Source organism: Winogradskyella sp. J14-2 (assembly GCF_001971725.1).
Classification (GTDB): domain Bacteria; phylum Bacteroidota; class Bacteroidia; order Flavobacteriales; family Flavobacteriaceae; genus Winogradskyella.
Map to the genome: position 1 here is coordinate 1,655,364 of NZ_CP019388.1, position 26,214 is coordinate 1,681,577.

Annotated in this window: 25 protein-coding genes and 1 tRNA gene; 12 read left to right on the forward strand and 14 right to left on the reverse strand. The window is 35.0% G+C overall.

Annotated features, from left to right (window positions below; genetic code table 11):
- Positions 1–85: 85 nt before the first annotated feature.
- The 7 genes from BWZ20_RS07665 to BWZ20_RS07695 form a co-directional block, all read right to left on the reverse strand.
- Positions 86–547: an ExbD/TolR family protein gene (locus BWZ20_RS07665; RefSeq protein ID WP_076618519.1), complete on the reverse strand. Its 462-nt coding sequence runs from the start codon at positions 545–547 to the stop codon at positions 86–88.
- A gap of 12 nt (positions 548–559) precedes the next feature.
- Positions 560–1,174 carry an ExbD/TolR family protein gene (locus BWZ20_RS07670; protein ID WP_076618537.1) on the reverse strand — a complete coding sequence of 205 codons (615 nt, stop codon included), beginning with the start codon at positions 1,172–1,174 and terminating at the stop codon, positions 560–562.
- A gap of 6 nt (positions 1,175–1,180) precedes the next feature.
- Entirely contained in the window at positions 1,181–1,621 is a 441-nt protein-coding gene (locus BWZ20_RS07675; protein ID WP_076618540.1) for a hypothetical protein, read from the reverse strand.
- A gap of 15 nt (positions 1,622–1,636) precedes the next feature.
- Positions 1,637–2,407 (reverse strand): MotA/TolQ/ExbB proton channel family protein, encoded by a 771-nt coding sequence (locus tag BWZ20_RS07680; RefSeq protein WP_076618544.1) that lies wholly within the window; start codon positions 2,405–2,407, stop codon positions 1,637–1,639.
- A gap of 75 nt (positions 2,408–2,482) precedes the next feature.
- Positions 2,483–2,570: transfer RNA gene (locus BWZ20_RS07685), tRNA-Ser, on the reverse strand.
- A gap of 74 nt (positions 2,571–2,644) precedes the next feature.
- A complete protein-coding gene (locus BWZ20_RS07690; RefSeq protein WP_076618547.1) occupies positions 2,645–3,670 on the reverse strand; it encodes an asparaginase in 1,026 nt (341 codons plus the stop codon).
- Position 3,671: 1 nt separating this feature from the next.
- A complete protein-coding gene (locus BWZ20_RS07695) occupies positions 3,672–4,439 on the reverse strand; it encodes a TatD family hydrolase (RefSeq protein WP_076618551.1) in 768 nt (255 codons plus the stop codon).
- A 47-nt stretch (positions 4,440–4,486) separates the two neighbouring features.
- Between BWZ20_RS07695 and BWZ20_RS07700 the strand changes: the two genes are divergently transcribed.
- Positions 4,487–4,939 (forward strand): TIGR02281 family clan AA aspartic protease, encoded by a 453-nt coding sequence (locus BWZ20_RS07700; RefSeq protein ID WP_076618554.1) that lies wholly within the window; start codon positions 4,487–4,489, stop codon positions 4,937–4,939.
- 47 nt (positions 4,940–4,986) lie between these two features.
- Positions 4,987–5,610 carry a response regulator gene (locus BWZ20_RS07705; protein WP_076618557.1) on the forward strand — a complete coding sequence of 208 codons (624 nt, stop codon included), beginning with the start codon at positions 4,987–4,989 and terminating at the stop codon, positions 5,608–5,610.
- A 508-nt stretch (positions 5,611–6,118) separates the two neighbouring features.
- Here BWZ20_RS07705 and odhB read toward each other — a convergent pair.
- On the reverse strand, positions 6,119–7,375 hold the full coding sequence (odhB, locus tag BWZ20_RS07710) for a 2-oxoglutarate dehydrogenase complex dihydrolipoyllysine-residue succinyltransferase (RefSeq protein ID WP_076618559.1): 1,257 nt from the start codon (positions 7,373–7,375) through the stop codon (positions 6,119–6,121).
- 43 nt (positions 7,376–7,418) lie between these two features.
- Entirely contained in the window at positions 7,419–10,181 is a 2,763-nt protein-coding gene (locus tag BWZ20_RS07715) for a 2-oxoglutarate dehydrogenase E1 component (RefSeq protein ID WP_076618562.1), read from the reverse strand.
- A gap of 114 nt (positions 10,182–10,295) precedes the next feature.
- Between BWZ20_RS07715 and BWZ20_RS07720 the strand changes: the two genes are divergently transcribed.
- Complete coding sequence (locus BWZ20_RS07720; RefSeq protein ID WP_076618565.1) at positions 10,296–10,838, forward strand: alpha-ketoglutarate decarboxylase; 543 nt, start codon at positions 10,296–10,298, stop codon at positions 10,836–10,838.
- 32 nt (positions 10,839–10,870) lie between these two features.
- On the opposite strand, the gene BWZ20_RS07725 is transcribed toward BWZ20_RS07720, so the two are convergent.
- Together BWZ20_RS07725 and BWZ20_RS07730 are read right to left on the reverse strand one after the other, a co-directional pair.
- The gene (locus BWZ20_RS07725) at positions 10,871–11,218 is read right to left on the reverse strand and encodes a hypothetical protein (RefSeq protein WP_076618567.1); all 348 of its coding nucleotides are present in this window, start codon (positions 11,216–11,218) and stop codon (positions 10,871–10,873) included.
- Positions 11,218–12,192, reverse strand: coding sequence for a polyprenyl synthetase family protein (locus BWZ20_RS07730; RefSeq protein ID WP_076618570.1), 975 nt, complete (start codon positions 12,190–12,192; stop codon positions 11,218–11,220). Before BWZ20_RS07730 ends, BWZ20_RS07725 begins: the two co-directional genes overlap by 1 nt.
- Before the next feature lie 118 nt (positions 12,193–12,310).
- On the opposite strand from BWZ20_RS07730, the gene BWZ20_RS07735 reads away from it, so the two are divergent.
- The 8 genes from BWZ20_RS07735 to BWZ20_RS07770 all read left to right on the forward strand — a co-directional run bounded on the left by BWZ20_RS07735 (position 12,311) and on the right by BWZ20_RS07770 (position 23,231).
- The gene (locus BWZ20_RS07735) at positions 12,311–12,928 is read left to right on the forward strand and encodes a TetR/AcrR family transcriptional regulator (protein WP_076618572.1); all 618 of its coding nucleotides are present in this window, start codon (positions 12,311–12,313) and stop codon (positions 12,926–12,928) included.
- Complete coding sequence (locus BWZ20_RS07740) at positions 12,928–14,253, forward strand: TolC family protein (RefSeq protein ID WP_076618575.1); 1,326 nt, start codon at positions 12,928–12,930, stop codon at positions 14,251–14,253. Before BWZ20_RS07735 ends, BWZ20_RS07740 begins: the two co-directional genes overlap by 1 nt.
- Before the next feature lie 10 nt (positions 14,254–14,263).
- Entirely contained in the window at positions 14,264–15,445 is a 1,182-nt protein-coding gene (locus BWZ20_RS07745; RefSeq protein ID WP_076618578.1) for an efflux RND transporter periplasmic adaptor subunit, read from the forward strand.
- 14 nt (positions 15,446–15,459) lie between these two features.
- Positions 15,460–18,999, forward strand: coding sequence for an efflux RND transporter permease subunit (locus BWZ20_RS07750; RefSeq protein WP_076618580.1), 3,540 nt, complete (start codon positions 15,460–15,462; stop codon positions 18,997–18,999).
- Positions 19,000–19,101: 102 nt separating this feature from the next.
- Entirely contained in the window at positions 19,102–20,856 is a 1,755-nt protein-coding gene (gene aspS, locus BWZ20_RS07755) for an aspartate--tRNA ligase (RefSeq protein ID WP_076618583.1), read from the forward strand.
- A 45-nt stretch (positions 20,857–20,901) separates the two neighbouring features.
- Positions 20,902–22,683 (forward strand): chloride channel protein, encoded by a 1,782-nt coding sequence (locus BWZ20_RS07760; RefSeq protein ID WP_076618586.1) that lies wholly within the window; start codon positions 20,902–20,904, stop codon positions 22,681–22,683.
- 11 nt (positions 22,684–22,694) lie between these two features.
- On the forward strand, positions 22,695–22,940 hold the full coding sequence (locus tag BWZ20_RS07765) for a hypothetical protein (protein ID WP_076618588.1): 246 nt from the start codon (positions 22,695–22,697) through the stop codon (positions 22,938–22,940).
- Positions 22,941–23,039: 99 nt separating this feature from the next.
- Positions 23,040–23,231 carry a cold-shock protein gene (locus BWZ20_RS07770; protein ID WP_076618591.1) on the forward strand — a complete coding sequence of 64 codons (192 nt, stop codon included), beginning with the start codon at positions 23,040–23,042 and terminating at the stop codon, positions 23,229–23,231.
- 52 nt (positions 23,232–23,283) lie between these two features.
- Here BWZ20_RS07770 and BWZ20_RS07775 read toward each other — a convergent pair whose 3' ends face one another.
- Together BWZ20_RS07775 and BWZ20_RS07780 are read right to left on the reverse strand one after the other, a co-directional pair.
- Complete coding sequence (locus BWZ20_RS07775) at positions 23,284–23,736, reverse strand: protease complex subunit PrcB family protein (RefSeq protein WP_076618594.1); 453 nt, start codon at positions 23,734–23,736, stop codon at positions 23,284–23,286.
- Positions 23,737–23,747: 11 nt separating this feature from the next.
- Positions 23,748–24,197 (reverse strand): nucleoside deaminase, encoded by a 450-nt coding sequence (locus tag BWZ20_RS07780; protein WP_076618596.1) that lies wholly within the window; start codon positions 24,195–24,197, stop codon positions 23,748–23,750.
- 40 nt (positions 24,198–24,237) lie between these two features.
- On the opposite strand from BWZ20_RS07780, the gene BWZ20_RS07785 reads away from it, so the two are divergent.
- Positions 24,238–26,007, forward strand: coding sequence for a 1-deoxy-D-xylulose-5-phosphate synthase (locus BWZ20_RS07785; RefSeq protein WP_076618599.1), 1,770 nt, complete (start codon positions 24,238–24,240; stop codon positions 26,005–26,007).
- Here BWZ20_RS07785 and BWZ20_RS15280 read toward each other — a convergent pair.
- On the reverse strand, positions 25,981–26,151 hold the full coding sequence (locus BWZ20_RS15280; protein WP_157358354.1) for a hypothetical protein: 171 nt from the start codon (positions 26,149–26,151) through the stop codon (positions 25,981–25,983). The two genes, BWZ20_RS07785 and BWZ20_RS15280, sit on opposite strands and share 27 nt — an antisense overlap.
- Between the last annotated feature and the right edge of the window lie 63 nt (positions 26,152–26,214).

Sequence of the window (26,214 nt, forward strand, 5' to 3'; positions counted from 1 at the left end):
TATAAATCTACAAAATCTTTGTACGATATAAAATAAAAACGCCCTGATTACTCAGGACGTTTTTAGTTATAAAATTAAGACTAGTTTATTCTGCTTTAACGCTCGTAATATACATTACTTTTAAAGTATTAGCCTGCCTAAGTTCTTGTTTAATATCAGAAACCAAACCAGAATGGGTATCCTTATCTACCTTAAAACCTACCACAAACTTTGGTTGTAGCTCTTCGGTTAATTCTTGCTGGGCAGCAAGCACACTCGCTTGTACTTCTTCGACCTTAATAATCTTGTCATTAAACTGTATTACCGGTTCTGTTCCTAATTGTTTAAACTGGCTACTTGGCTTACCTGCATATATAAAAGCAGTTCTATCTTTCTGAAGCTTCTCTACTTGTTCTGCTGCTGGTAGTCTATTTTCTATCATAAGAGAGCTATCTCTCATTACTGTTGCAACCATAAAGAAGAAAAGTAACATAAATACAATATCTGGCAAAGATGCCGTTGATATAGCAGGCAAATCTCCTTGTTTTCCTTTTTTAAACTTTGACATAGTTGTTACTTTTTAATTTTTGTCTGGTTCTGCTTCAGATAATATCTGAGGATACATTTTTTGAATTCTCTTAATCTGATCATTTAATTTTTCGTCCTTCTTAAATTGATTTTTTGCTTTTTCTTCAAGCATGGATTTAAATGATCTATTGTAAAGACGTTGAGCTTCTCTATCTCTTAAAAACGCATAGGCTGATAGTAATTCGTCTTGTACTTCGATATATTTCTCGTACGTAGTTTCTCTATCATATTTATATGAGATAATGGCTTTATCTGGATGATCAGACGAAGATGGATCTCTTTTTCCTTTACAATAATCGCAAGTTTCTCCTTCTGCATTGGTACCACCACCATTATCTATAAAATCGATAGCTGCTTGTCTTAGGTTTTTTACTTCCATAAGTTCATCTTCAACTAATAACTGATTTTTTCTGTTTAAAAGAACTGTAAATAAATTCTTTTGTTTAATAATTGGAGGCTCAACATTTTGATCTTGAATTGGCGGTAACCCAAGTAATTGTCCCTTATCTTTTTCTATAGTGGTTGTTACCAAGAAAAAGATAAGTAGTAAGAAGGCAATGTCAGCCATTGAACCTGCATTAACTTCTGGTGCTGCTCTTTTTGCCATACCTAATTATTTACTTATTACTTTTTTAACTCCAGAGAAAATCATTGCTAATGCTGCAACAATTATTAAAACATAGAATGCTGTTAGCCCTGCTCCTACCATGTGAGACTGACCTTCTGTAGCAACGCCCTCTTGTAATTTATATTTCATGGTGTCGCCACCAGATACTATATACGAGATTATTAAGACGGCAGCAAAAGCACCTACTCCTATTAACGTGTTTTTTAGACCAGACGTATTGGTGAAAAGATTTTTTATTACAAAAACCACAACAAACGCTAGAACTAAAATTAAAATGATGTAAGCGATGTAGGCCATTGGGTCTACTAAACCTGCCTTTTCGCCAGTTTTAATTGCTTCGTCACCTGCAGCAATAATTCTAATCAGGGACACAATCCCTGCCAGACTTAAAATTGCGGCAATTATTTTTAATATTTTATGTAACATAGTTTATGTGATCTTTTATTTTTTGTGTCTTACCAATAAGTCCATCAATGTTATTGATGCATCTTCCATGTCGTTTACGATACTATCTATCTTAGCGATAATATAGTTGTAGAATATTTGAAGAATAATAGCCACAATAAGACCAAAAACTGTTGTTAAAAGTGCTACTTTAATACCACCTGCAACTAGTGATGGTTGCATGTCACCTGCTGCTTCAATCTTATCAAAAGCTTGAATCATACCAATTACAGTACCCATGAAACCAAGCATTGGTGCTAATGCGATAAATAAAGATATCCAAGATACATTCTTTTCTAATTGCCCCATTTGCACACCTCCATAAGCTACAACTGCTTTTTCGGCAGCGTCTATATCTTCATCTGCTCTATCTAGACCTTGATAAAAAATAGAGGCAACTGGCCCTTTTGTGTTTCTGCATACTTCCTTAGCGGCTTCTATACCACCAGAGGCAAGTGCATCTTCTACATTTTGAGTTAATTTTTTAGTGTTTGTAGTTGAAAGGTTTAAAAAGATAATTCTCTCAATAGCTATTGCTAAACCAAGAATTAAACATAATAATACAATACCCATAAAACCTGGGCCACCTTCAATAAAACGCTTTTTTAATTCTTGATGGAAACTCAAATTTTCACTTGCTGTTTCGTCAGCAGCTTGAGTTACTGTAGTAATAGTTGCTGTTGTAGATGCTAATGTTGTTGCATTGGCATTAACAGTTCCGATAGCCATTAAACATGTTATGGCAAGAATAGAAAATAATCTTTTCATTGTTCTTAATCTTAATTTTATTAGTTAAAGTGTTAAAGATAAAAAAAATAATGTAACAATCGCCTAAAATCTATGCAGAGAGGAAGGGATTCGAACCCTCGATACCCTTTTGGAGTATACACACTTTCCAGGCGTGCGCCTTCGACCACTCGGCCACCTCTCTCTAAATTTTGTCAAAAATTACGGTGTGCCAAATAACAAAAAAAACTTTAAACACTAAAATTTGTGTCGTTAATTTTAAGTCATTTCCCCTCGTAGACATGTTTCGAATGTTTTTTTGAATTCTGAGTGTGCTATTTTCACTCCCAAAAGATACATTAATTTAGCAGCTGCAGCTTCTGTGGTAATATCTTTACCAGAAATAACTCCTATAGCCTTTAATTTAGAACTAGTTTCATACTGACCCATATTTACACTTCCGCCCGCACATTGCGATACGTTTACAACATGAAGCCCTCGAGAAATGGCATTTTGTAACAATTCTATAAACCATTTTTCGTTTGTTGCATTTCCAGATCCATACGTCTCAAGTATTACTCCTTTTAATGTTTTACAACCTAATATTGTTTTAACTAAAGACTTTGAAATTCCTGGAAATAATTTTAAAATTCCAATATTGGTATTCATTGTTTTACGAACCACTAATTGATGGGTAAGTTCTGCTCTCCACAAATACTCCTTATTTACATTAAGGTGTACACCAGACTCTGCCAAATTTGGATAATTAAAGGATTCAAAGGCTTCAAAATGTTCTGCGTTAATCTTAGTAGTTCTATTGCCTCTATATAATTTGTATTCAAAATAAAGTCCTACTTCTCTAATAACAGGCAAACCGTCTTTTTGCAAAGATGCCATCTGAATAGAGGTAATTAAATTCTCCTTTGCATCGGTCCTTAGGTCGCCAATAGGCAGCTGAGATCCTGTAAAAATTACGGGTTTAGCTAAATTCTCTAGCATAAAGCTTAAGGCAGAAGCCGAATAGCTCATTGTATCACTGCCGTGCAGTACTACAAAACCATCAAACGCTTGGTAATTTACCTCAATAATCTGAGCAATATCTGCCCAGTATGTAGGATTCATATTAGAGGAGTCTATTGGGCTTTCAAACGAAATAGTTTCAATATTACAATCTAAAAGACGAATCTCTGGAATACGCGTTAGGATGCTATCGAAATCAAAAGTTCGTAACGCTCCTGTATCGGCATCTTTTATCATACCTATTGTTCCGCCTGTATATATTAATAAGATGTTAGGTTTTTGCATACTATATACCAAATACTTGTTTTGAATTTTCTGTTGTGATAGCTGCTATCTCTTCAACACTTATGCCGTAAAGTTCGGATAATTTTTCTAATACTTTAATAATATATACACTTTCATTTCGTTTGCCACGATAGGGTTTTGGCGCTAAATAAGGCGCGTCTGTTTCTAAGACTATATGCTCCAGACCTATGCTATTGATGAACTGATCTATTTTTCCATTCTTAAAGGTCACTACTCCACCTATTCCTAACTTCATATTAAACGAAATTGCTTGTTGAGCTTGTTCTAATGTACCGGTAAAACAGTGGAAAATTCCAAACAAATCATCTGATTTTTCTTGTGCTAAAACTTCAAAAATCTCATTAAATGCTTCTCTGCAATGAATAACAATGGGTAAATTATATTTTTTTGCTAAATTAATTTGATGTCTAAATGCTTCAATCTGTATGCCCAAGGTTGATTTGTCCCAATACAAATCAATTCCTATTTCTCCTACTGCATAAAATTTTCGTTGCGATAACATGTCTTCTACATGCGCCAACTCCTTTTTAAAATTTTCCTTTACATGAGTGGGATGCAATCCCATCATTAAAAAAATATTTTCAGGAAAATCGTTTTCGAGTTGAAGCATGGCTTTAGTGTAAGTAGAGTCTATAGCCGGAATAAAAAATCGTGAAACATTGGCATCTATAGCTCGCCTTATCATAGCCGACCTATCTTCATCAAAAGCTTCACTATATAAATGGGTATGTGTATCTGTAATAATCATTTGCCAAAAATAAACGTTTAGTATTTATATTTACACAAAATTTTACAATGGAAACACTAAAGGATTTTCTTTTAGACAAAGGGTACTCAAAAATTAAGCTTAAACTAACAAAAACAAATCATTTTGAAATTAAAGCGACAATTAATGGAGTTAAGGGACGATTTATTTTAGATACCGGAGCCTCTAGCAGTTGTGTTGGTTTTGAAGCAATTGATAGATTTAACCTAAAAGTGAAGGATTCTGAAATTAAAGCTGTTGGTGCCGGAGCATCTGACATGTTAACACAGATCTCTAAATCTAATAATCTAAAAATTGGCAAATGGAAGAAGAACAGAGTGGCGTTAATTCTATTTAATCTTTCGCACGTTAATAACGGACTAATTAATCATAATGCAGATCCTGTAGATGGCATTATCGGTGCAGATGTATTAAAAAAAGGGAAAGCAATTATTGATTATGACAAAAAGTACCTCTATTTAAAACTTAAAGAAATTTCCTAACCCATAGATTCTTTTTATATTTAACCCTCCAGTTGATTAATAGCCTTATGAACCCTACCATCATAATAGCCGATGACCACCCTTTGGTGCTAAAAGGTCTTCAGGATTTTTTGCACGAAAAACAATATAATGTTCTTGCCTGTGCAAAAAACGGCAAGGAAGCCCTAACATTAATAAGAGCCCATGTACCCGATATTGCTATTTTAGATATTAAAATGCCTTTTTATACAGGTTTGCAAATTGCAGAAAAATGTAAAAAAGAAAACCTTAGAACAAAAATAATCCTCATTACTTTTGAAAAAGATGAGAAAACGTACAACGAAGCTAAGTCTTTGGGAATCTATGGTTATGTATTAAAGGAATTTGCATTAGACGAAATTGAAAATTGTATTTCTTCAGTAGTTAAAAACAAAATCTATTTTAGCCCTGAACTTTTAGAATTTATTGAAGTAGACGAAGCACCCGAAGCATTAAAATCCTTAACACCTACTGAAACTAAGGTTTTTAAGCATATTGCCTCAAACAAAACAGCTACCGAGATTGCAAAAGAATTATTTATTTCTATCAGAACCGTCGAAAAGCATAAAACAAACATTCGCCGAAAACTTGCTTTAGACTCTAAATCGGCGACTTTGTACATTTTCGCTAAAGAAAATGTAAAATACCTCTAAAAATACGTAGTTCTACGTATAGTATTGCATTAAAATTATTCTGAATTTTACACTGTTATTAATTAAGGGTTAATAACGAGCTATTAATTAGTTCTTAGGGGATTATTATGAGCCTTGGAAATATTTCCAAGGCTCTTTTCTTGAAAAAAAACCTAAAAAATACGTAGTTCTACGTATAGTATTGTATTAAAATTATTCTGAATTTTACAAAGCTATTAATCAACGCCTCAGATTATATTTTAAAAAGCTCTGGGCAGAGTATAAAGTTCAGAGCTTTTTTTTAAAAAGTTTGAAAAATACTATGGAGACAATGAAAAACAATATGGCACGAAGGGATAAAATTTTTATGATTCTATTAATTGTAAGTTCTATTATAGTAATCTCAGCAAATATAGCTGTTAATTTTTTTTAGTTAATTTTAGTTAGTTACTCTTTGTTAGTTAGGGAGTAAAAAAGCGCAATTAATTACAAATTGCGCTTTTTGATTTATTCGGTATTTAAAAATAATTTACATTTCTAATGCCTTTTTAGGATTATTATCCATCAATAATTCTATAGGGTTTTCTAAAGCTTCTTTAACGGCTACTAAGAATCCTACAGATTCTTTACCATCAATAATTCTATGATCATAAGATAAGGCCACATACATAATAGGTCTAATTTCAACCTTCCCTTCTATTGCTACAGGACGTTCTACAATGTTGTGCATTCCTAATATACCACTTTGTGGAGGGTTAATAATTGGAGTAGATAGCATACTACCAAATACACCTCCGTTAGAAATTGTGAATGTACCTCCTGTCATTTCATCAACAGTAATCTGCCCATCTCTAGCTCTTAATGCTAAACGCTTTACTTCAGACTCTACACCTCTAAAGGTTAGGTTTTCAGCATTTCTAATTACTGGTACCATTAACCCTTTGGGGCCAGAAACAGCAATACTGATATCACAGAAATCGTAAGAAATCATTTCTTTACCATCGATCATTGAATTAACTGCTGGGTACATTTTTAATGCTCTCACCACAGCCAAGGTAAAGAAACTCATAAAGCCTAGACCTACTCCATGCTTTGCCTTAAAGTCTTCCTTGTATTGTTTACGCAAATCAAAAATAGGAGACATATCAACCTCATTAAATGTGGTTAACATTGCTGTTGTATTCTTTGCTTCTACTAAACGTTCTGCAACTTTACGACGCAACATAGACATTTTGCTCCGAGATGTTCCTCTGTTCCCACCTGTTGGTGTACCCATAGATGGTACGGCATTTACAGCATCATCTTTAGTAATACGACCATCTCTACCAGTTCCTTTTACAGCGCCAGCATCAATTCCCTTTTCTTCTAAAATCTTTTTAGCTGCAGGACTTGGTGTGCCAGATGCATAGGTTTCTTTTGCAGGATTTGGTGCTTTCTCACCAGTCTTATCGGTATTGTCTTGTTTGTTTGCTAACTCCTCTTCAACATTGTCGTCATTTCCGCCTTCGTCACCACCTTTGTATGTTGTTGTTGCATCTGCCTTAGGTTCTGCGCTAGTATCAATTAAGCAAACAACTTGCCCAACGGCAACAGCATCACCTTCTTCAGCTTTTAAAGTAATTGTACCACTAGCCTCGGCTGGTAACTCTAATGTTGCCTTATCGCTGTCAACCTCAGCAATAGCTTGGTCTTTTTCTACATAATCCCCATCTTCAACTAACCACTCTGCAATTTCTACCTCAGTAATTGATTCGCCTGGTGAAGGCACTTTCATTTCTAAAATCATGCGTTTATTGTATTTAACCTTTTTTTAGGTTTTCTAATTATTCTTAATTTCTTATTTGGTTATTCTTGCTTTTATCAAAAACGTAATCTATCACTTCTTGATGTCTTATTTTAGAACGCATGGAGCTACCTGCAGCAGGAGCACCATAAGGTCTTCTACTTGCTGCTCTCCATGTTTTTGCTTCTTCTAAATGCATCATCATGTGGCCGTAAGCTCCCATATTTCTTGGTTCTTCTTGCGCCCAAACAATATCTTCTGCGTTGCTATATTTACCTAATATATTTTTAATTTCGTCTGTTGGCAATGGAAATAACTGTTCTATTCTTACCAGAGCTACATCGTCCCTCCCTAGTTTCTCTTGTTGTTCCATGAGGTCGTAATAGAACTTACCTGTTAAAAATACTAAAGTTTTAACTTTCTCAACATTTGCATTTGGATCATCTATTACAGTTTGAAAACCTCCGTTTGCAAACTCATCTACAGTTGAAATTACCTTTGGATGACGTAACAAGCTTTTTGGAGTAAATACGATTAAAGGTTTTCTGTAATTAGCCTTCATTTGCTTTCGTAACAGATGAAACATGTTGGCAGGAGTTGTACAGTCTGCTATAAACATATTGTCTTTTGCGCATAATTGTAAATAGCGCTCCATACGAGCAGAAGAGTGCTCAGCACCTTGCCCTTCGTAACCATGCGGTAGCAACATTACCAATCCGTTGGAGGTTTTCCACTTATCTTCGCCAGAAGAAATGTATTGGTCTATCATTATTTGGGCACCATTGCTAAAATCTCCAAACTGTGCTTCCCAAATGGTAAGGGTATTAGGACTTGCCATGGCATAACCATAATCAAATCCTACAACACCGTACTCTGATAATAATGAGTTGTAAATATTGAACTGCCCTTGGTTGTCTGAAATAGTTTTATGTAAGATTATTTCTTCCTCGCTGTCTTCTACTTTAACAACGGCATGCCTATGGGAAAATGTGCCTCGCTCTACATCCTGACCAGAAATTCTAACATTATATCCTTCTGCCAGTAATGTTCCATAAGCCAAATGCTCGGCCATAGCCCAATCTAGTCTGTCTTCGTCAAACATCGTTTGGCGCGATTCTACCAAACGTTGAATCTTTCTGATAAACTTTTTATCCTCAGGCAAATTAGAAATAACTTTAGTAATATCTGAAAGTAGTTCTTTTGAAACCGTTGTATCAATTGGTTTCATCATTTCGCTTTCATCTACGCGTTCAAAATCTTTCCATTGCTCGTGCATAAATGGAGAAATTACAGTCTTCTCTATTTTACGTGAATCCTCGAGTTTTTCTTCAAGTCTATCCTTGTATTCTTTTTCAATTTTTGAAACATAATCTTTATCGATTATGCCTTCTCCTATTAATCGTTCGGCATAAATATCTCTCGGGTTTTTATGCTTAGAAATAGCTTTGTATAGGAGTGGCTGTGTAAACTTTGGTTCATCACCTTCGTTGTGTCCATACTTTCTGTACCCTAATAGATCTATAAAAACATCGCGCTTAAATTTCATTCTAAAATGAAGTGCAAATAATGTTGCATGTACAACAGACTCAGCATCGTCTGCGTTAACGTGAAGCACTGGAGACAACGTTACTTTACCAACATCGGTACAATACGTACTAGAACGGCCATCTAAATAGTTTGTAGTAAAACCAATTTGGTTGTTAACTACAATATGTACGGTTCCGTTTGTTTTATAACCATCTAACTGTGCCATCTGCACAACTTCGTACACTATGCCTTGACCAGCAATTGCTGCATCACCATGAACTATAATCGGTAAAACTTGTGAGGCATCCTCAATTTCTGGCTTGTCTTGTTTTGCTCTAGATATACCTTCTACAACTGCACCAACAGTTTCTAGGTGAGAAGGGTTTGGAGCTATACTTAAATTTATTTTTTTACCTGAGTCGGTTTCACGATCGCTGGTCCAGCCTAAATGATATTTTACATCACCATCAAAAACCTGTTCTTCGTAATCTTTACCATCAAACTCACTGAAAATATCCTTTGCAGACTTGCCAAAAATATTTGTAAGTGTACTTAAACGACCACGATGTGCCATACCCATAACAAATTCTTTAACTCCATATTCTGCCGCTGTTTCTATCATGGCGTCTAGGGCTGGAATCAATGACTCATTACCTTCTAAGGAAAATCGTTTTTGACCTACATATTTGGTATGTAAGAAATTCTCGAAGGAAACCGCTTCATTTAATTTTCTTAGAATATTTTTCTTTTGGTCTGGCGAAAACTGAGGGTGATTATCATTAACATTCAGTTTTTCTTGTATCCACTGAATTTCCTCTGGTTTTCTTATATACATATATTCTACACCGATAGAGTCACAATATATGCGCTCTAGGTGGTCTATAATATTTTGTAAGGTAGATGTACCAATACCAATGATTTCTCCGGCAGAGAAAACAGTGTTTAAATCACTTTTGGAAAGCCCAAAATTTTCAATCTCTAAAGTTGGAGCATATTTTCTCCGGGCTCTAACAGGATTGGTTTTTGTAAACAAGTGCCCTCTATTTCTGTAACCATCTATAAGTTTTACGACCTGAAATTCCTTTTGAAGCTGTTCTGGTATTTGAGCAGAAACACCTTCTACTATTTCACCATCAAATCCATAATTCTCAGACCCAAAGTCGTAACCTTGAAAAAAGGCTCGCCAACTCGGTTCTATGGCATCAGGATTTTTAAGGTATTGGTCGTATAAGTCAGCAAAGTATGCTGTATGTGCTGCGTTGAGAAAGGAATATTTATCCATTATTTTTACGAGACGTTGTCGTTTCAACAAAATTTCTTCAAAAATACAACTTTTAGCAGATATACTATCCGTTTTATTATATTTATAACAAATAAGGATTTAAGAATTACCAAGATGATAAAAATTAGGCTAAATACAAATCAAAAAATAATTTTAAGCAGTATTCTTTTATATTTTTTTGTGAATTTCTCAAATGCACAAAGTATTAGTAATAATGATGGTTTTTGGCAAAACGTTCAATTTGGTGGTGGTGTTGGCTTAAACTTTGGCGATGGTTTTTTTAGTGCAGCTATTGCTCCTAATGCTTTGTACAACTTTAATCCCTATGTAGCCGCTGGTGTAGGACTCAATTTTCAATATAGCTCTCAGCGTGATGTTTTTAAATCTACTGTGGTTGGTGGCAGTATTATTGGCTTATTTAATCCTTACAGAGAATTACAAATTTCTACTGAGTTTGAACAGCTATACGTAAACCGTGACTTTGATGAGGGTTTTGAAAATAATGTAGACAACAGCTATTGGTATCCTGCGTTATTTTTGGGAGCCGGTTATAGAAGTGGAAACATTACTTTTGGTATTAGATATGACATTTTATACGATGAAGATAGAAGTATACAAAACCAAGCATGGATGCCTTTTGTAAGGTTTTGGTTTTGACCTCGCCTGCCCTGTGACACCATATCATTATTTCAGAGCTTATTTTTATACCAAACCTTTTGCCACTCGCGTTGCAATATTAAAAAGGTAACCTCTTCCGAGAGTTTGGTGATATCTTCAGTATGCAGTGCGCGAATTTTTAATTCCGAAACATCTACTTGATAAAGCAAATTAAGATAGTCCGAAAATTTATGTTGAATTAGATGATGCACCGTATCTTGCAACACCAATTTTAAACTGGTTGGTAGCGTTTCTAAATCCAATTGAAGATCAACATTGGCAAAAAGTAAATCTTTATTAAGCTGAATAATTAGCTTTCTGTAAAGGTTTGAAGCGTTTGCAACTTCTATTAAATCGTTAAAAGATTGTGGCAAAGCCATTACACGCGTCTATTCATTAATTGCTCCCCAAACAATCGGAGCATTTGTTTTTTGTTTTCAGAAATATTTAGCTTTTCTAAAACCGCAAAGGCTTTTTGGGTGTAATCTTTTACAGCGTTTTGTGTGGCTTCTGCTGCGCCAGAATTTTTAAAAAGTGCTTTAACACTTTCTACTTTAGCATCATTTTCAATTGTGTTGCTTGCCATTAGTGCAATAAGCTCGTTTTTTTCAGCCTTACTGCCTAAGGCCAGGGTTTTGAGGTACAAATAGGTTTTTTTGTTTTCAAGAATATCACCACCTACCTGCTTTCCAAAGGTTTCAGGATTACCAAACGCATCTAAATAATCGTCTTGTAACTGAAACGCAATACCCAAATAACGACCAAAATCATAAATAGCATTTTGGTCCTCTAACGAAGCATTAGCTACAATGGCACCCATTTTCATAGCTGCACCAACCAAAACCGCTGTTTTATATTCTATCATCTTTAGATAATCGGGTATGGTAACATCAGTTCTAGTTTCAAAATCAATGTCGTATTGCTGCCCTTCACAAACTTCTAAAGCTGTTTTACTGAATAATTTTGCCAAGGCCTGAAAAGTGTCTGGCTCGTAATTCTCAAACAACTGATAAGCTAAAATAAGCATGGCATCACCTGAAAGAATCCCAGTATTCAAATCCCACTTTTCGTGCACAGTTTCTCTTCCTCTGCGCAAAGGCGCATCGTCCATAATATCATCATGGATTAATGAAAAGTTATGAAAAACCTCTACAGAAAGAGCAGCATTGATGGCATCTTTAGCCTTGCTTCCAAAAATATCAGCAGTCATTAACGTTAATACTGGTCTTAAACGCTTTCCTCCCAATTTTAAAATATAATTTATAGGCTCATAAAGGCTTTTTGGCTCTTTTTCCTCAGTAAAATCTTCTAAATACTTTAAGAAAGATTCTTGATAAGTCTTAATATTTTGCATAAAGCAAAAATAGGCTTTAAGCAAATTTAAAGCTAAAGTTATGAATGTTAAATAATTATTAAAACTTAAGAAACTTTTTTTGTTTTAAAAGTTTCCGTTGCTATTTTTGTAATCTATTATGAGAGATAAAATAATACACAAAGCTTCAGAACTTTTCCTTAGCCTTGGTTTTAAAAGTGTTACCATGGATGATATTGCTAATGAACTTGGTATTTCTAAAAAGACCATTTATGTGCACTTCCCTAATAAAACGAAGTTGGTAGAGGCAACTACATCTCATGTTTTTGAAACTATTTCTTGTGGAATTGATCATATATGTGGTCTTGAAAAAAATCCCATTGAAGAGGTTTTTGAGATCAAAAGGTTTGTAATGGACCACCTTAAGGATGAGAAATCATCCCCTCAATACCAATTACAGAAGTATTACCCAAAAATTTTCTCGTCATTAAAGGCAAAACAATTTGAAGTTATGCAAGGATGCGTTGTAGAAAACCTTAACAGAGGCATTGCGTTGGGACTATATAGAGAAAACCTAGACGTTAATTTTATTTCGAGAATATACTTTAATTGTATGGTAATACTTAAGGACCAAGAGCTATTTCCTTTAAAAAACTTTTCAATGAATGCCTTAATGGAAAACTATTTAGAGTACCACTTAAGAGGTATCTGTACACCAAAAGGTATAGACTATTTAGATAAGCACCTAAAAATCAATCAAAACACAACATACAACTAATGAGAAATACGCTTTCACTACTTTTTATAACTTTTGTATTTATTGGCTATTCTCAAGAGGAGCCTATGAGCTTTACATTACAAGAGGCTATAGATTATGCACTAGAAAATAACCGAAAAGCTAAAAACGCAGTTAGAGACATTGAGGCTGCCAAACAGCAAAAATGGGAGACCACAGCAACAGGACTCCCTCAACTAAATGCTAATATCGATTATCAAAACTTTTTGAAACAACAATTTGATCAACCCTTCGATCTTGGCGAGGATGGCTTTATAGATTTTGGTGCTCCGCAGTCGGTTACTGCTGGCGCTAGTCTTACTCAAAAAATATTCGACGGTACCTACTTGGTAGGTCTACAATCTGCAAAAGTATTTTTAGAAATCTCAAAAAACGCTAAAGACAAAACCGATTTAGAAGTTAGAAAAGCTGTTATAAATGCCTATGGAAATGTCCTTCTTTCTGAAGAAAGTATTACCATTTACGAAAAAAACATTTTAGTATTAAGAAAAAACCTTGACGAAACAACTAAAATCTATGAAAACGGTCTTGAAGAAGAAGAAAGCGTAGAGCAATTGCAAATAACCCTTTCTAACCTCGAGAGCGGATTAAATAATGCCAAGAGGCTTCAAAGCATAGCCTATCAAATGTTTAACATCACTTTAGGACTAGATTATAATACCAGCGTAGCTCTAACAGAAAATCTTGAAAATTTAGCCGAAAAAAATATTTCTCTAGAAGTGCTAGACAAAGAAAATGATATTACTTCAACCGTAGACTACAAGATAGCAGAGAACGATAAACGCTCTAAAGAGTTGTTGCTAAAATTAGAAAAAAGTAAAGCGCTCCCTACATTAAACGCAAGTTTATCTGGTGCTTACTTAGCCAATAGAGAATCTTTTAATTTCTTAGACTTTAATAATCCTTGGGTTGGTATAGCAACATTTGGTGCAACTCTAAATATACCTATCTTTAGTTCTGGCATGCGTAGTGCCGCAACACAACGTGCAAAAATTAATTTAGAAAAATCTAAAGACGATCTTACAGAAACCCAACAACGCCTAAATTTAGAAATAGAAACCGCAAGGAGCAATTATAGGTTTGCAACTGAAGATTACAACAACAAAAAACAAAATCTTGCTCTTGCGCAACGCATTGAGCAAAAAAACCAAACTAAGTTTTTTGAAGGTATAGGCTCTAGCTTTGAGCTAAGACAAGCACAAACACAATTATATACAGCTCAACAAGAGTTACTTCAAGCAATGCTAGATGTCATTAGCACAAAAGCTGAGCTAGAGACACTAACAAACCAAATAACCAACTTTTAAAACTATCATCATGAAAAAAATATATAGTGTAATCTTTATAACAACCGTTTTACTGGCTTGCTCAGGTGAGAAAAAACAATCTGTAGAAGAGCTAATAGCATCTAACAGTGCGGAGGCCATTCAACAGAGAAAAGACGAATTAGTAAATCAACAGCAGGCACTCGCTATTCAAATTAAACAGCTAGACGAAAAACTGCAGAGCATAAACCCAGACAGAAACGTCCCGTTGATTACAACATTTAAAGCAAATACAGAAGAATTTAAACACTACTTAGAACTTCAAGGTAGTGTAGAAACAAAGCAAAATATAGTTATAACACCAGAGACTAACGGCATAATAACACGTATTTATGTAAAGGAAGGGCAAAACGTTGGTAAAGGCCAATTATTAGCTTCTATTGATGACGGTGGTCTAAGTCAACAAAAAGCACAATTAGAAATCCAAGCAGATTTAGCAAAAACGACTTTTGAGCGCCAAAAACGACTTTGGGATCAAAAAATAGGTAGTGAGATACAATACCTACAAGCCAAATCTCAATACGAGGGCTTACAAAAAAGTATTGCTCAAATAAATCAGCAATTGGCCAAAAATAGCGTAAGAGCCCCTTTTTCTGGAGTTATTGATGATGTTATCACAGAAGAAGGGAATGTTGCTGCAGCTGGCCAAACCCCTTTAATGCGTTTGGTTAACTTAAGTGAAATGTACATTAAAACAGATATACCCGAAAGTTATATTACGAGCATCACAAAAGGAAAAGCTGTCGAAGTAATGTTTCCTGTTTTGGGTAAAACCCTAAATTCTGAAGTTAGACAAACTGGAAATTTTATAAATCCTGCCAACCGAACTTTTGATGTTGAAATTGCCGTACCAAATAAAAGTGGAGACATTAAACCTAATCTTACAGCGCGTTTAAAAATTAACGATTACACCAACGACAAAGCCATATTAATTCCTCAAAGCATTATTTCAGAAAATGCTGAAGGAGAACAGTACATTTATGCAATAACAGATAAACAAGAAGGTAAAGCCACCGCAAAACAAGTTATCATAGAAACTGGCAAAACACAAGGCGATTTAATTGAGGTTTTATCTGGTATTGAAGGTGAAACTGAAATTATAAAAGAAGGTGCACGTAGTGTTAAAGATGGTCAAACTGTTAAAGTTATCAACTCTAAAAATTCCAACGACTAATCATATACCAACCAATGGCAAAAAAGAAAAAAGAAAAAAAGAACGTCGATAAAGAATTTGGATTATCCTCTTGGGCTATAAATAATAAAACCACAATGTATGTGGCTATAATTTTAATTCTCATACTAGGAGGCTCTGCTTATTTCAGTATGCCAAGAGAAAGTTTCCCAGAAATTAGAGAAACTAAAATATACATTAGTTCGCTTTATCCTGGTAATACAGCTGAAGATATTGAAAAACTCATCACAGACCCTATAGAAGATAAACTTAAAAATGTTAGTAACGTAGTTGAAATAACCTCAACCTCGCAAGAAGATTACTCTATGGTTATCGTTGAGTTTGACGAGGATATTTCTGTTGATGCAGCAAAGCAAAAAGTTAAGGATGAGATTGACTCAGAAACGGCAAGCGAAGATTGGCCAACCTTTAATGGCGCAAAGGTAGAGCCCAATGTTTTTGAATTAAGCCTTTCTGAAGAAATGCCAATCCTCAACATTAATATTTCTGGCGACTATACTGTAGAGCGTCTTAAGGAATTTGGCGAATATCTCGAAGATGAAATAGAAGATCTCGATGAAATTAAACAAGTAGATATTAGAGGCGCTCAAGAAAAAGAAGTCGAAGTTGCTGTAGATGTTTACAAGATGATGGCATCTAAAGTAAATTTTGATGATATTGTTGGTGCTATCGGCAATGGAAATATGACAATGTCTGCCGGTAACCTTATCACAAGCGGACAACGTCGTACAATTAGAATATTGGGAGAAATTGAAAATCCTCAGGATTTACAAGATTTCGTTGTTAAATCCGAAAATAACAATCCTATTTATTTAAAGGACATTGCTAGAATAACGTTTAGACCAAAGGATAAAACCACTTATGCACGCGAATATATCACAGAAAAAGGCAAAAGCGATGCAGTTGTAATGTTAGACGTTAAAAAACGCTCCGGTAAAAATATGGTTGCAGCAGCAGAAAAAATCGAAAAAATTGTTGCAGACGCAAAAGCTAATGTTTTACCTACCAATCTGCGCATTACTATTGCAAATGACCAATCATCCAAGACCATCGGTCAGGTAGATGATTTGGTAAATAATATCATCTTTGGTATCATCCTCGTGGTAACCGTATTGATGTTTTTCTTAGGTTTTAAAAATGCTCTTTTTGTTGGTTTTGCAATACCAATGTCCATGTTTATGTCCCTAATGATATTAAATCTATTAGGTTTTACAATGAACACTATGATTCTCTTCGGATTAATAATGGGTCTTGGTATGCTCGTAGACAACGGTATTGTACTCGTTGAAAACGTATATCGTTTAATGGAGCAAGAAGGATTATCACGTAAGGAAGCGGCAAAAAAAGGTATTGGAGAAATAGCTTTCCCTATCATTATTTCTACGGCAACTACAGTAGCAGCATTTATTCCGCTAGGCCTTTGGCCAGGATTGATGGGGCAGTTTATGGTATATTTCCCTAAAACTTTAGGTGTTGTATTGGGTTCTTCATTAGTTGTAGCAATATTCTTCAATTCAGTATTGGTATCTCAATTTATGACCATTGAAGACAAAGAAATGTCACTTAAGCGAATTATATATATCACATCAATAGTAGGTGGCATAGGTCTTCTTATATTATTATTTGGTGGCACTTATAGAGGATTAGGGACTGTAATGGTTTTTACAGCTATAATGCTATGGATTTACAGGTTAATCCTTAGAAAAGCAGCTAATAACTTTCAGACCAAAACACTCGTTAGGCTAGAAAACTTCTACGAAAACACCCTAAAAGGCGCATTACGAGGATGGTGGCCACAGATTATAGCTATAGGTAGTTTTATACTCTTCTTCCTTGCATTTGGAAGTTTTGGAGCGTCTGTAGATAGTAAGCGCACTAAAATAGAATTCTTTCCAGATAACAAGCCGAATCAAATTATTGTTTATATAGAATACCCAGAAGGTACAGACATAAAAAAAACCAATGAAATCACTAAAGAAATAGAAGATAAAGTTTACGAAATTCTATACGATGATACCTACATGGCAAAGGGTAAAAACTTTATGGTAGAAAGTTCGGTCTCTCAGGTAGGCGAGGGTGCTGGCAATCCTCAAACCGATGGTGGTTCTGCAGCAGAAATGCCTCATAAAGGAAAAATTACGGCATCTATGCGCGAGTATAAATACCGAAAAGGAAAGGATAGTGAAGAACTTCGTAAAAAAGTACAAGAAGCTTTATCTGGCATTTTTCCTGGTGTTTTAATTTCGGTTGAAAAAGATGCCAACGGACCACCTGTTGGCCCACCAATAAACATTGAAATTGAGGGCAGTGATTACAACGAACTTATTGCAGTTGCCGAGCAAATGAGAACATACATTAACTCCAAAAACATTTCAGCAATTGATGAACTTAAAATAGACGTTAATAAGTCTAAACCAGGTATGCAAGTTGTTGTAGACAGAGAAAAAGCAGGCGAGCTTGGTGTAAGTACTGGCCAGGTTGGTCAACAGTTGCGCAATTCACTATTTGGTGCAAAGGCTGGTATTTACAAAGAAGACGGTGACGATTTTGACATCTATGTACGTTTTAATGAAGACCTGCGCTACAACACAAGTGCACTGTTTAATCAAAATATTATTTTTAGAGATATGGCCTCTGGCCAAATAAAAGAAATCCCTGTTTCTACAGTAGCTAAACAAAGAAATAATTCTGGTTTTAGCGCTATTAAACACAAAGAGACCAAGCGCGTGGTAACTGTATATTCTGCTTTGGCACCTGGCTATACAGATGCTGGTGCCGTGGTAAGTCAAATTCAAAATGAAATGAAGAATTTTGATGGATTACCATCAGACATTAAGATAGATTACACAGGTCAAATTGAAGAACAAAATAAGGAAATGGCCTTTTTAATGAGTGCGTTCTTTACAGGACTAGGCTTAATTTTCTTCATCTTAATTTTCCAATTTAATTCAGTCTCTAAACCAGCAATTATTATGATTGCTATTTTCCTGAGTTTAATTGGTGTGTTTGGCGGTATTGTCATTACAGGAGATTCGTTTGTGATTTTAATGACAATGATGGGAATTATTTCACTTGCCGGAATAGTTGTAAACAATGGAGTGGTGCTCTTAGATTACGCACAACTTTTAATAGACCGAAAGAAAAACGAGTTAGACTTAGATGAATCTGAAAATTTACCAAAACAAGAACTCTTATCGCAAATTATTAAAGCCGGCAAAGCACGTTTAAGACCCGTATTGCTAACAGCAATTACTACGATTCTAGGACTTATTCCGTTAGCAATCGGATTAAACATCAATTTCTTTACCTTAGTCAGTGAGTTCGATGCTAACATTTACTTTGGTGGAGACAATGTTATTTTTTGGGGACCTCTAGCTTGGACGGTAATTTACGGATTATTCATTGCTACCTTCTTAACGCTAATCGTCGTTCCTGTACTGTTCTATTTATCCATAAGATTAAAGGTTTGGATGAAAACAAAATTTAGCCGAGTTGAAGAATTTCAATCTTCTAAAGAAGAAACACTTCCACTATAATAATAGCATATTGGTTAATAGCCAAAAAGCCTCAACAATTGTTGAGGCTTTTTATTTTTTTATCCTTTAAGTTGATTAAATTTGCACGATTAATTTTTGAATATGTACAGAAGTCATAACTGTGGAGAATTAAGAGCCACTCACAACAATACAGAAGTCACACTTGCAGGTTGGGTACAAGGAGTTAGAGATAAAGGTTTTATGATCTATGTAGATCTCAGAGACCGCTATGGAATAACACAGCTTTACTTTGATGAAGATCAAAGTACTAAAGCACTGATGGAAACGGCTCAAAAATTAGGACGCGAATTTGTAATTCAGGTCAAAGGAAAGGTACAAGAGCGTACCTCTAAAAACCCTAATATTCCTACAGGTGATGTTGAGATTTTAGTTTCAGAATTAAGTGTGCTTAACGGTTCAAAAACACCTCCATTTACTATTGAAGATGAAACTGATGGTGGAGATGATTTACGTATGAAATACCGTTATTTGGATATTCGTCGCAATCCTGTGAAGGACAGTTTAGTGTTTAGACATAAAGTAGCACAAGCCGTTAGAAATTATCTTTCTAATGATGGCTTTATTGAAGTTGAAACACCATATCTAATAAAATCTACACCAGAAGGTGCTCGAGATTTTGTGGTGCCTTCTCGCATGAACGAAGGTCAGTTTTATGCCTTACCACAATCACCACAAACCTTTAAGCAGCTGCTTATGGTTGGTGGCATGGACAAATATTTTCAGATTGTAAAATGTTTTAGAGATGAGGATCTCAGAGCAGACCGTCAGCCAGAGTTTACACAAATAGACTGCGAAATGGCGTTTGTAGAACAAGAAGATATTTTAAATACGTTTGAAGGATTAACACGTCATTTACTTAAAGAAATTAATGGTGTTGAGGTTGATAAATTCCCAAGAATGCTATATGATGACGCAATGCGTCTGTATGGTAACGACAAACCAGATATTAGATTTGGAATGGAGTTTGGCGAGTTAAACGAGGTAGCACAGCACAAAGATTTTAACGTATTTAATTCTGCTGAATTGGTGGTTGGTATCGCTGTACCTGGCGGAAATGCATATACCAGAAAAGAGATAGACAAACTTATTGATTGGGTAAAGCGTCCGCAAGTTGGTGCTTTAGGTATGGTATATTGTCGTTGTAACGAAGATGGCACTTTTAAATCTTCAGTAGACAAATTCTACGATCAAGACGATTTAGCAAAATGGGCAGAAGTTACAGGTGCTAAAGCAGGCGATTTAATTTGTGTACTTTCAGGAAACACCAATAAAGTGAGAGCACAATTAAGTGCTTTACGTATGGAGTTGGCAGAACGTCTTGGCTTACGCAAGTCAGATGAATTTGCTCCACTATGGGTTATGGATTTCCCGCTTTTAGAATGGGATGAAGAGACAGAACGTTACCACGCTATGCACCATCCATTTACGTCCCCAAAACCAGGACAATTAGAATTATTAGATTCTAAACCAGGTGAAGTAAAAGCTAATGCTTACGATTTAGTATTAAATGGTAACGAAATTGGTGGTGGTTCTATTCGTATTCACAATAAAGCAACACAAGCAATTATGCTAAAACACTTAGGATTCTCTGAGGAAGAAGCCAGATCTCAATTTGGTTTCTTAATGGATGCTTTTGAGTATGGTGCACCTCCACATGGTGGTATTGCTTTTGGTTTGGATAGACTTGTTGCTATTTTAGGCGGACAAGAAACCATTAGAGATTTTATTGCCTTCCCAAAAAACAATTCTGGCAGAGATGTAATGATAGATGCACCTGCACCAATAGATGATGAACAATTGCAGGAACTCAATTTAAAATTGAATTTAAAATCATAAATATTAAATCCTGCTTCTTGCAGGATTTTTTGTTAGATTTAGAGTATGCCAACTAAGTCCAACTTATTAAAACGATTACTCATTTGGAGATACAAACATGTCTCCGAAAAGAACTTTATTTTTTTACTAAGTCTCATCATTGGTTTATTAGCTGGATTGATTTCAGTTTTCATTAAAAACATAACCTTTGCTATTGAAGCTATTTTTGAAAAAGGCATTATACTTTCAGAAAATAGCATCTATTTTATTTTACCAATTGTTGGTTTGTTTTTGGTTTACTTGTTTGTAAAATACATTTCAAAACAACCAAGCGAACATGCCATTCCATCCATCCTCTTTGCCTTATCTAAAAGAGATGGCATCATAAATAAGAAAAAGATATACTATCCTTTAATCACAGCTCCATTAACTGTAGGTTTTGGTGGTTCGGTAGGTTTGTTAGGACCTGCTATTGCTTCGGCTTCTGCATTAAGTTCTAACTTTAGTCGTTTATTACATATTGATAGAAAAACCAGAAGTTTGTTAATTGCCTGTGCAGCAGCAGGCGCAATTGCTTCTATTTTTAAATCACCAATTGCTGCTATTATTTTTGCTATTGAAGTCTTTAGCTTAGACCTAACATTTGCTTCACTCCTTCCTTTATTGATGGCTTCAGTGTCTTCTGTAATTACATCCTACTTTTTTCTGGGAGATAGTGTATTATTTGATTTTAGCGTTTCAGACAAATTTGTAATTAAGGATACACTATTTTACATTCTTTTAGGTGTAGGAACTGGTATTGCTTCTATCTATTTTTCAAAAATTTACTTCGGAGTTACGTCAATATTTAATCGTTTTAAATCCGCTAGACAAAAACTAATTGTTGGTGGTTTAGCTATTGGTGTTATGCTCTTTTTTATCCCTCCACTCTATGGTGAAGGTTTTGGCTTTATAAATAACCTTTTACTCGGTAACGATATTGCCGCCTTGGGCAAAACGCCATTCGATTCGCATTTAGACAATATCTGGATTGTTATCGGACTTTTATTTGGCATTACCATTTTTAAAGCCATTGCCATGACCACAACGTTTGCAGCTGGTGGAACAGGCGGAATTATAATTCCAACCTTGGTTATGGGAAGCGCTTTAGGTAATGTGGTTGCCAAAGTCATTAACAATTGTGGTTTAGGATTTAATGTATCTGAAGCCAACTTTACTTTAATTGGCATGGCTGGTCTTATTGCTGGTGTGCTTCATGCTCCCTTAACTGCCATTTTCTTAATTGCCGAAATTACGGGTGGCTACCAATTGTTTGTGCCTTTAATGATCACAGCATCCATGTCTTTTATTATAAATAAAAATGGCTTAGATCACACTATTTACACCAAAGAATTATTAGAAAAAGGTGCGCTTCTCACTCAAAATAAAGACAAAAGCGTTCTTACTTTAATGAAGTTAGATTCTGTTATTGAACAAAATTTTGTAGAACTACATCCAGACATGACATTGGGAGACATGCTAAAAAATGGAGTTTCTAAATCGAACCGAAATTTGTTTCCTGTTACTGATGATGAAAAGAACTTTATAGGCATCATTTTACTAGACAATATAAGATCGGTAATGTTTGACCAAACTCTTTATAACTCAACTACGGTTGAAACCTTTATGCAAAAACCACCTGAAATCATTTACTATGAAGAGGACTCAATGGAAAAGGTGATGAAGAAATTTCAACGCTCAAAAGCCTGGAATTTACCCGTAATTAGAAATGATAAATATTATGGTTTTGTATCAAAATCTAAGCTTTTAACAGCGTATCGTCGTGAATTGATTAATTTTACATCTTAGAATTTATATTAATGAAGCCAATTCATATTATTACACTCATTGCTTTTTTGGCATCTTTATGCAGCATTGTTTGTGGATTGATATTAGATGTAGACTATTCTCAAAAGCTGGTAGGCTTTGGTGTATTAGGTTTATTCTTGGTTGTTTTTCCATTATTTTCTTATTACAGATGGAAAGGAAAAGACGTTAAGGACTACATGTTAACCAAGGAAAATCTTGATAAAATGCGCGAAAACCAAAAGAAAAACAACCACTGATTAAGTTGTTAACTATCAATATTTTAAAATAAAACAATTAATTAACCTTGCACGTTAATTAATATCTTACCTTTGTGCTTTAATTTTTATTTTTTTATAATGACTGGAACAGTTAAATTTTTCAATGATTCAAAAGGATTTGGATTCATTACAAACGAAGAAACAGGAAAAGATATCTTCGTTCACGTATCAAACCTTAATGGCGTAGAATTACGCGAAGGTGACAATGTAGAGTACACAGAAGAAGAAGGCAGAAAAGGAATGGTTGCTGCAAATGTAAGCGTTCTTTAAGCGATATACTTTATTTTTAGTGCAACGCTCAACCTTTGGTTGGGCGTTTTTTTTATTTAAAATCTATTGGTAAACTAGGTTTAGGAATTTTTACAATATGATAGGGTTGTGTCATAACTGAAGTTGCTATACCATCTGGTGATTTTCGTAATACCTCTATTAAAATTTTGTCCTTAGTTTCTTCAACAACGAGATTTAAGCTGTGACCTCCTGAATTTTTAACCTCATCAAATACTGCAAGCACAGTATATTTTGAAAAATCAATATCAGTTTCAGAAAAACTATTGGAAACCTTATTAACTGAGTTTATGCTATTAAGCAAATTCTGCCATTCTTCTGAAGAGGTAACTATTAAATTCTGTTGCTCTATACCTTCAGCACCAGAGCCATGCAGGTTACCTTTTCCAATAAGAATAATATTTTCTTGTGTCATTTTTGCTTTATTTTCTGCTGATTTACAGTTTAAGGCAAACAGTAAAACTACAATTCCTAGTAACTTATGCATAAATATTTGTGTTAATTCAAATTACGCTTTTCAATAAAAAAACGTTTCATTAATTCTGATGCTTCTTCTGCTAAAACACCACTAACAACCTTAGTTTTAGGATGCAATTTGGTTCCCATAGCTGTAAAACCACGCTGCTCGTCTGAAGCTCCGTAAACTATTTTTGCAATCTGGCTCCAATACAAGGCACCAGCACACATTTGGCATGGTTCTAAGGTTACATAGAGTGTGCACTTAGTCAAATATTTTCCACCTAAAAAATTGGCTGCAGAAGTAATAGCCTGCATCTCTGCGTGTGCTGTAACATCGTTTAGTAGCTCAGTAAGATTATGCGTTCTGGCTATAATTCTGTCTTCTACTACAATAACTGCACCAACAGGAATTTCACCTTTTTCAAAAGCAACCTCAGCCTCCTGAAGGGCTTTTTTCATGTAATATGTATCGTCAAATGGCTTTATCATTATTGTAAAAATACAAATTCAAATGGTACATTTGTATTTAATGAAGCGTCTTCTCAAACATATCAACTTACCTGAAGACTTACGTCGACTCAAAGCTGAAGATTTACCTCAAGTAGCTAAAGAATTACGTGAGTTTATCATCAACGTTGTGGCTACAAAAGAAGGCCATCTTGGTGCCAGTTTAGGTGTTATAGAATTGACTATTGCACTACATTACACCTTTAACACGCCTGAAGATTTACTCATTTGGGATGTTGGTCACCAAGCCTATGGTCATAAAATTTTAACCGGAAGAAAAGATCGTTTTGAAACCAACAGACAACTTAATGGTATTAGCGGTTTTCCAAAACGAACTGAAAGTGATTATGATACCTTTGGAGTAGGGCACTCTTCCACTTCAATCTCGGCAGCTTTAGGTATGGCCATTGCATCACAACTTAAAGGTGAAAACAAACATCATATTGCAGTTATTGGTGATGCTTCTATCGCAAGCGGAATGGCTTTTGAAGGTCTTAACCATGCTGGAGTTACAGATGCTAACTTATTAGTCATTCTCAATGACAATGCCATCGGCATAGACCCAAGCGTTGGTGCGTTAAAACAGTACTTAACCAATGTAAAAAAGGGCACACAAAAACAAGATAACATTTTTGAAGCCTTAAACTTTAACTATTCTGGTCCTATTGACGGTCATGACTTACCGCTGTTAATTTCTGAATTAGAACGGTTAAAAACTGTAAAAGGTCCAAAGTTTTTGCACGTAATTACCACTAAAGGTAAAGGTCTAAAACAAGCAGAAGCAAACCAAGTTAAATACCATGCACCTGGTAAATTTGACGCAAAAACAGGAGAACTTATTACAAAATCAAGTACTGTTGAGCCTCCAAAATATCAAGATGTTTTTGGTGAAACTATTGTAGAATTGGCCAGAAAAAACGAAAAAATTATTGGCATTACACCAGCTATGCCAACTGGGAGTTCTTTAAAATACATGATGGAAATATTTCCTAATCGTGCTTTTGATGTAGGTATTGCAGAGCAACATGCTGTTACTCTTGCAGCTGGTATGGCAACACAAGGATTAATTCCGTTTTGTAATATCTACTCTACCTTTTTGCAACGTGCTTACGACCAGATTATACATGATGTGGCGTTGCAAAATTTACCTGTTGTGTTTTGTTTGGACAGAGCAGGTTTAGTTGGCGAAGACGGCGCAACACATCATGGTGTTTTTGATTTGGCTTACCTTAATTGTGTACCTAATTTGGTGATTTTTGCACCAAGAGATGCTATTGCTTTACGAAATATAATGTACACCGCTCAATTAGGAATTGATTTCCCAATTGCCATACGCTATCCACGTGGTAGAGGTCATCTTTTAGAATGGAAGCTACCTTATAAAACCATTGAAATTGGCAAGGGCGAATGCCTCAAAAAGGGAAAAGATATAGCCATATTATCTATTGGTACTATGGCAAAGCATGCTGAAGATGCTATTGTAGATTTAGATGTTTCGCATTATGACCTGCAATTTGTAAAGCCTCTTGATGAAACATTGCTACACGAAATTTTTAAAACACACAAAACTATTGTCACCATAGAAGATGGTACCATAGTAGGTGGTTTTGGAAGTGCTGTTTTAGCTTTTGCAAATAAGCACAACTATAAACAATATGTTGAGATATTAGGAATTGAAGATAAATTTACAGACCATGGCTCTGTGTTGCAATTGCAACAATTACAACAGCTGGATTCCGCTTCAATTAAAAAGAATGTAGAACAACTACTCGCTGTCCTCAACAACAGCTAAATCTGTTTTTCCTTCAATCTGTTCAATTTGTGCAGATTCCTTTTGTACTTCCTGATCTTTAACATTAGATATGTCGTCTAGCATTAATAGGCAAGTCAATACTACTACAAAAATGACTAAGCCTCCGAGTATATTATTTCTCATAAGTAGGTTTTTTTGAGACTAATTCTAGATTAAAATAAAACAAAATATCGCTTAAAAACAAAT

Coding starts and splice junctions, on each gene's coding strand:
- BWZ20_RS07785 (WP_076618599.1), top strand. CDS start 24,238: ATGAAGCGTCTTCTCAAACATATCAACTTACCTGAAGACTTACGTCGA.
- BWZ20_RS07725 (WP_076618567.1), bottom strand. CDS start 11,218: ATGGCTTTGCCACAATCTTTTAACGATTTAATAGAAGTTGCAAACGCT.
- BWZ20_RS07760 (WP_076618586.1), top strand. CDS start 20,902: ATGCCAACTAAGTCCAACTTATTAAAACGATTACTCATTTGGAGATAC.
- BWZ20_RS07675 (WP_076618540.1), bottom strand. CDS start 1,621: ATGTTACATAAAATATTAAAAATAATTGCCGCAATTTTAAGTCTGGCA.
- BWZ20_RS07680 (WP_076618544.1), bottom strand. CDS start 2,407: ATGAAAAGATTATTTTCTATTCTTGCCATAACATGTTTAATGGCTATC.
- BWZ20_RS07720 (WP_076618565.1), top strand. CDS start 10,296: ATGATAAAAATTAGGCTAAATACAAATCAAAAAATAATTTTAAGCAGT.
- BWZ20_RS07750 (WP_076618580.1), top strand. CDS start 15,460: ATGGCAAAAAAGAAAAAAGAAAAAAAGAACGTCGATAAAGAATTTGGA.
- BWZ20_RS07735 (WP_076618572.1), top strand. CDS start 12,311: ATGAGAGATAAAATAATACACAAAGCTTCAGAACTTTTCCTTAGCCTT.
- BWZ20_RS07770 (WP_076618591.1), top strand. CDS start 23,040: ATGACTGGAACAGTTAAATTTTTCAATGATTCAAAAGGATTTGGATTC.
- aspS (WP_076618583.1), top strand. CDS start 19,102: ATGTACAGAAGTCATAACTGTGGAGAATTAAGAGCCACTCACAACAAT.
- odhB (WP_076618559.1), bottom strand. CDS start 7,375: ATGATTTTAGAAATGAAAGTGCCTTCACCAGGCGAATCAATTACTGAG.
- BWZ20_RS07715 (WP_076618562.1), bottom strand. CDS start 10,181: ATGGATAAATATTCCTTTCTCAACGCAGCACATACAGCATACTTTGCT.
- BWZ20_RS07765 (WP_076618588.1), top strand. CDS start 22,695: ATGAAGCCAATTCATATTATTACACTCATTGCTTTTTTGGCATCTTTA.
- BWZ20_RS07780 (WP_076618596.1), bottom strand. CDS start 24,197: ATGATAAAGCCATTTGACGATACATATTACATGAAAAAAGCCCTTCAG.
- BWZ20_RS07665 (WP_076618519.1), bottom strand. CDS start 547: ATGTCAAAGTTTAAAAAAGGAAAACAAGGAGATTTGCCTGCTATATCA.
- BWZ20_RS07730 (WP_076618570.1), bottom strand. CDS start 12,192: ATGCAAAATATTAAGACTTATCAAGAATCTTTCTTAAAGTATTTAGAA.
- BWZ20_RS07775 (WP_076618594.1), bottom strand. CDS start 23,736: ATGCATAAGTTACTAGGAATTGTAGTTTTACTGTTTGCCTTAAACTGT.
- BWZ20_RS07695 (WP_076618551.1), bottom strand. CDS start 4,439: ATGATTATTACAGATACACATACCCATTTATATAGTGAAGCTTTTGAT.
- BWZ20_RS07745 (WP_076618578.1), top strand. CDS start 14,264: ATGAAAAAAATATATAGTGTAATCTTTATAACAACCGTTTTACTGGCT.
- BWZ20_RS07690 (WP_076618547.1), bottom strand. CDS start 3,670: ATGCAAAAACCTAACATCTTATTAATATATACAGGCGGAACAATAGGT.
- BWZ20_RS07705 (WP_076618557.1), top strand. CDS start 4,987: ATGAACCCTACCATCATAATAGCCGATGACCACCCTTTGGTGCTAAAA.
- BWZ20_RS15280 (WP_157358354.1), bottom strand. CDS start 26,151: ATGAGAAATAATATACTCGGAGGCTTAGTCATTTTTGTAGTAGTATTG.
- BWZ20_RS07670 (WP_076618537.1), bottom strand. CDS start 1,174: ATGGCAAAAAGAGCAGCACCAGAAGTTAATGCAGGTTCAATGGCTGAC.
- BWZ20_RS07700 (WP_076618554.1), top strand. CDS start 4,487: ATGGAAACACTAAAGGATTTTCTTTTAGACAAAGGGTACTCAAAAATT.
- BWZ20_RS07740 (WP_076618575.1), top strand. CDS start 12,928: ATGAGAAATACGCTTTCACTACTTTTTATAACTTTTGTATTTATTGGC.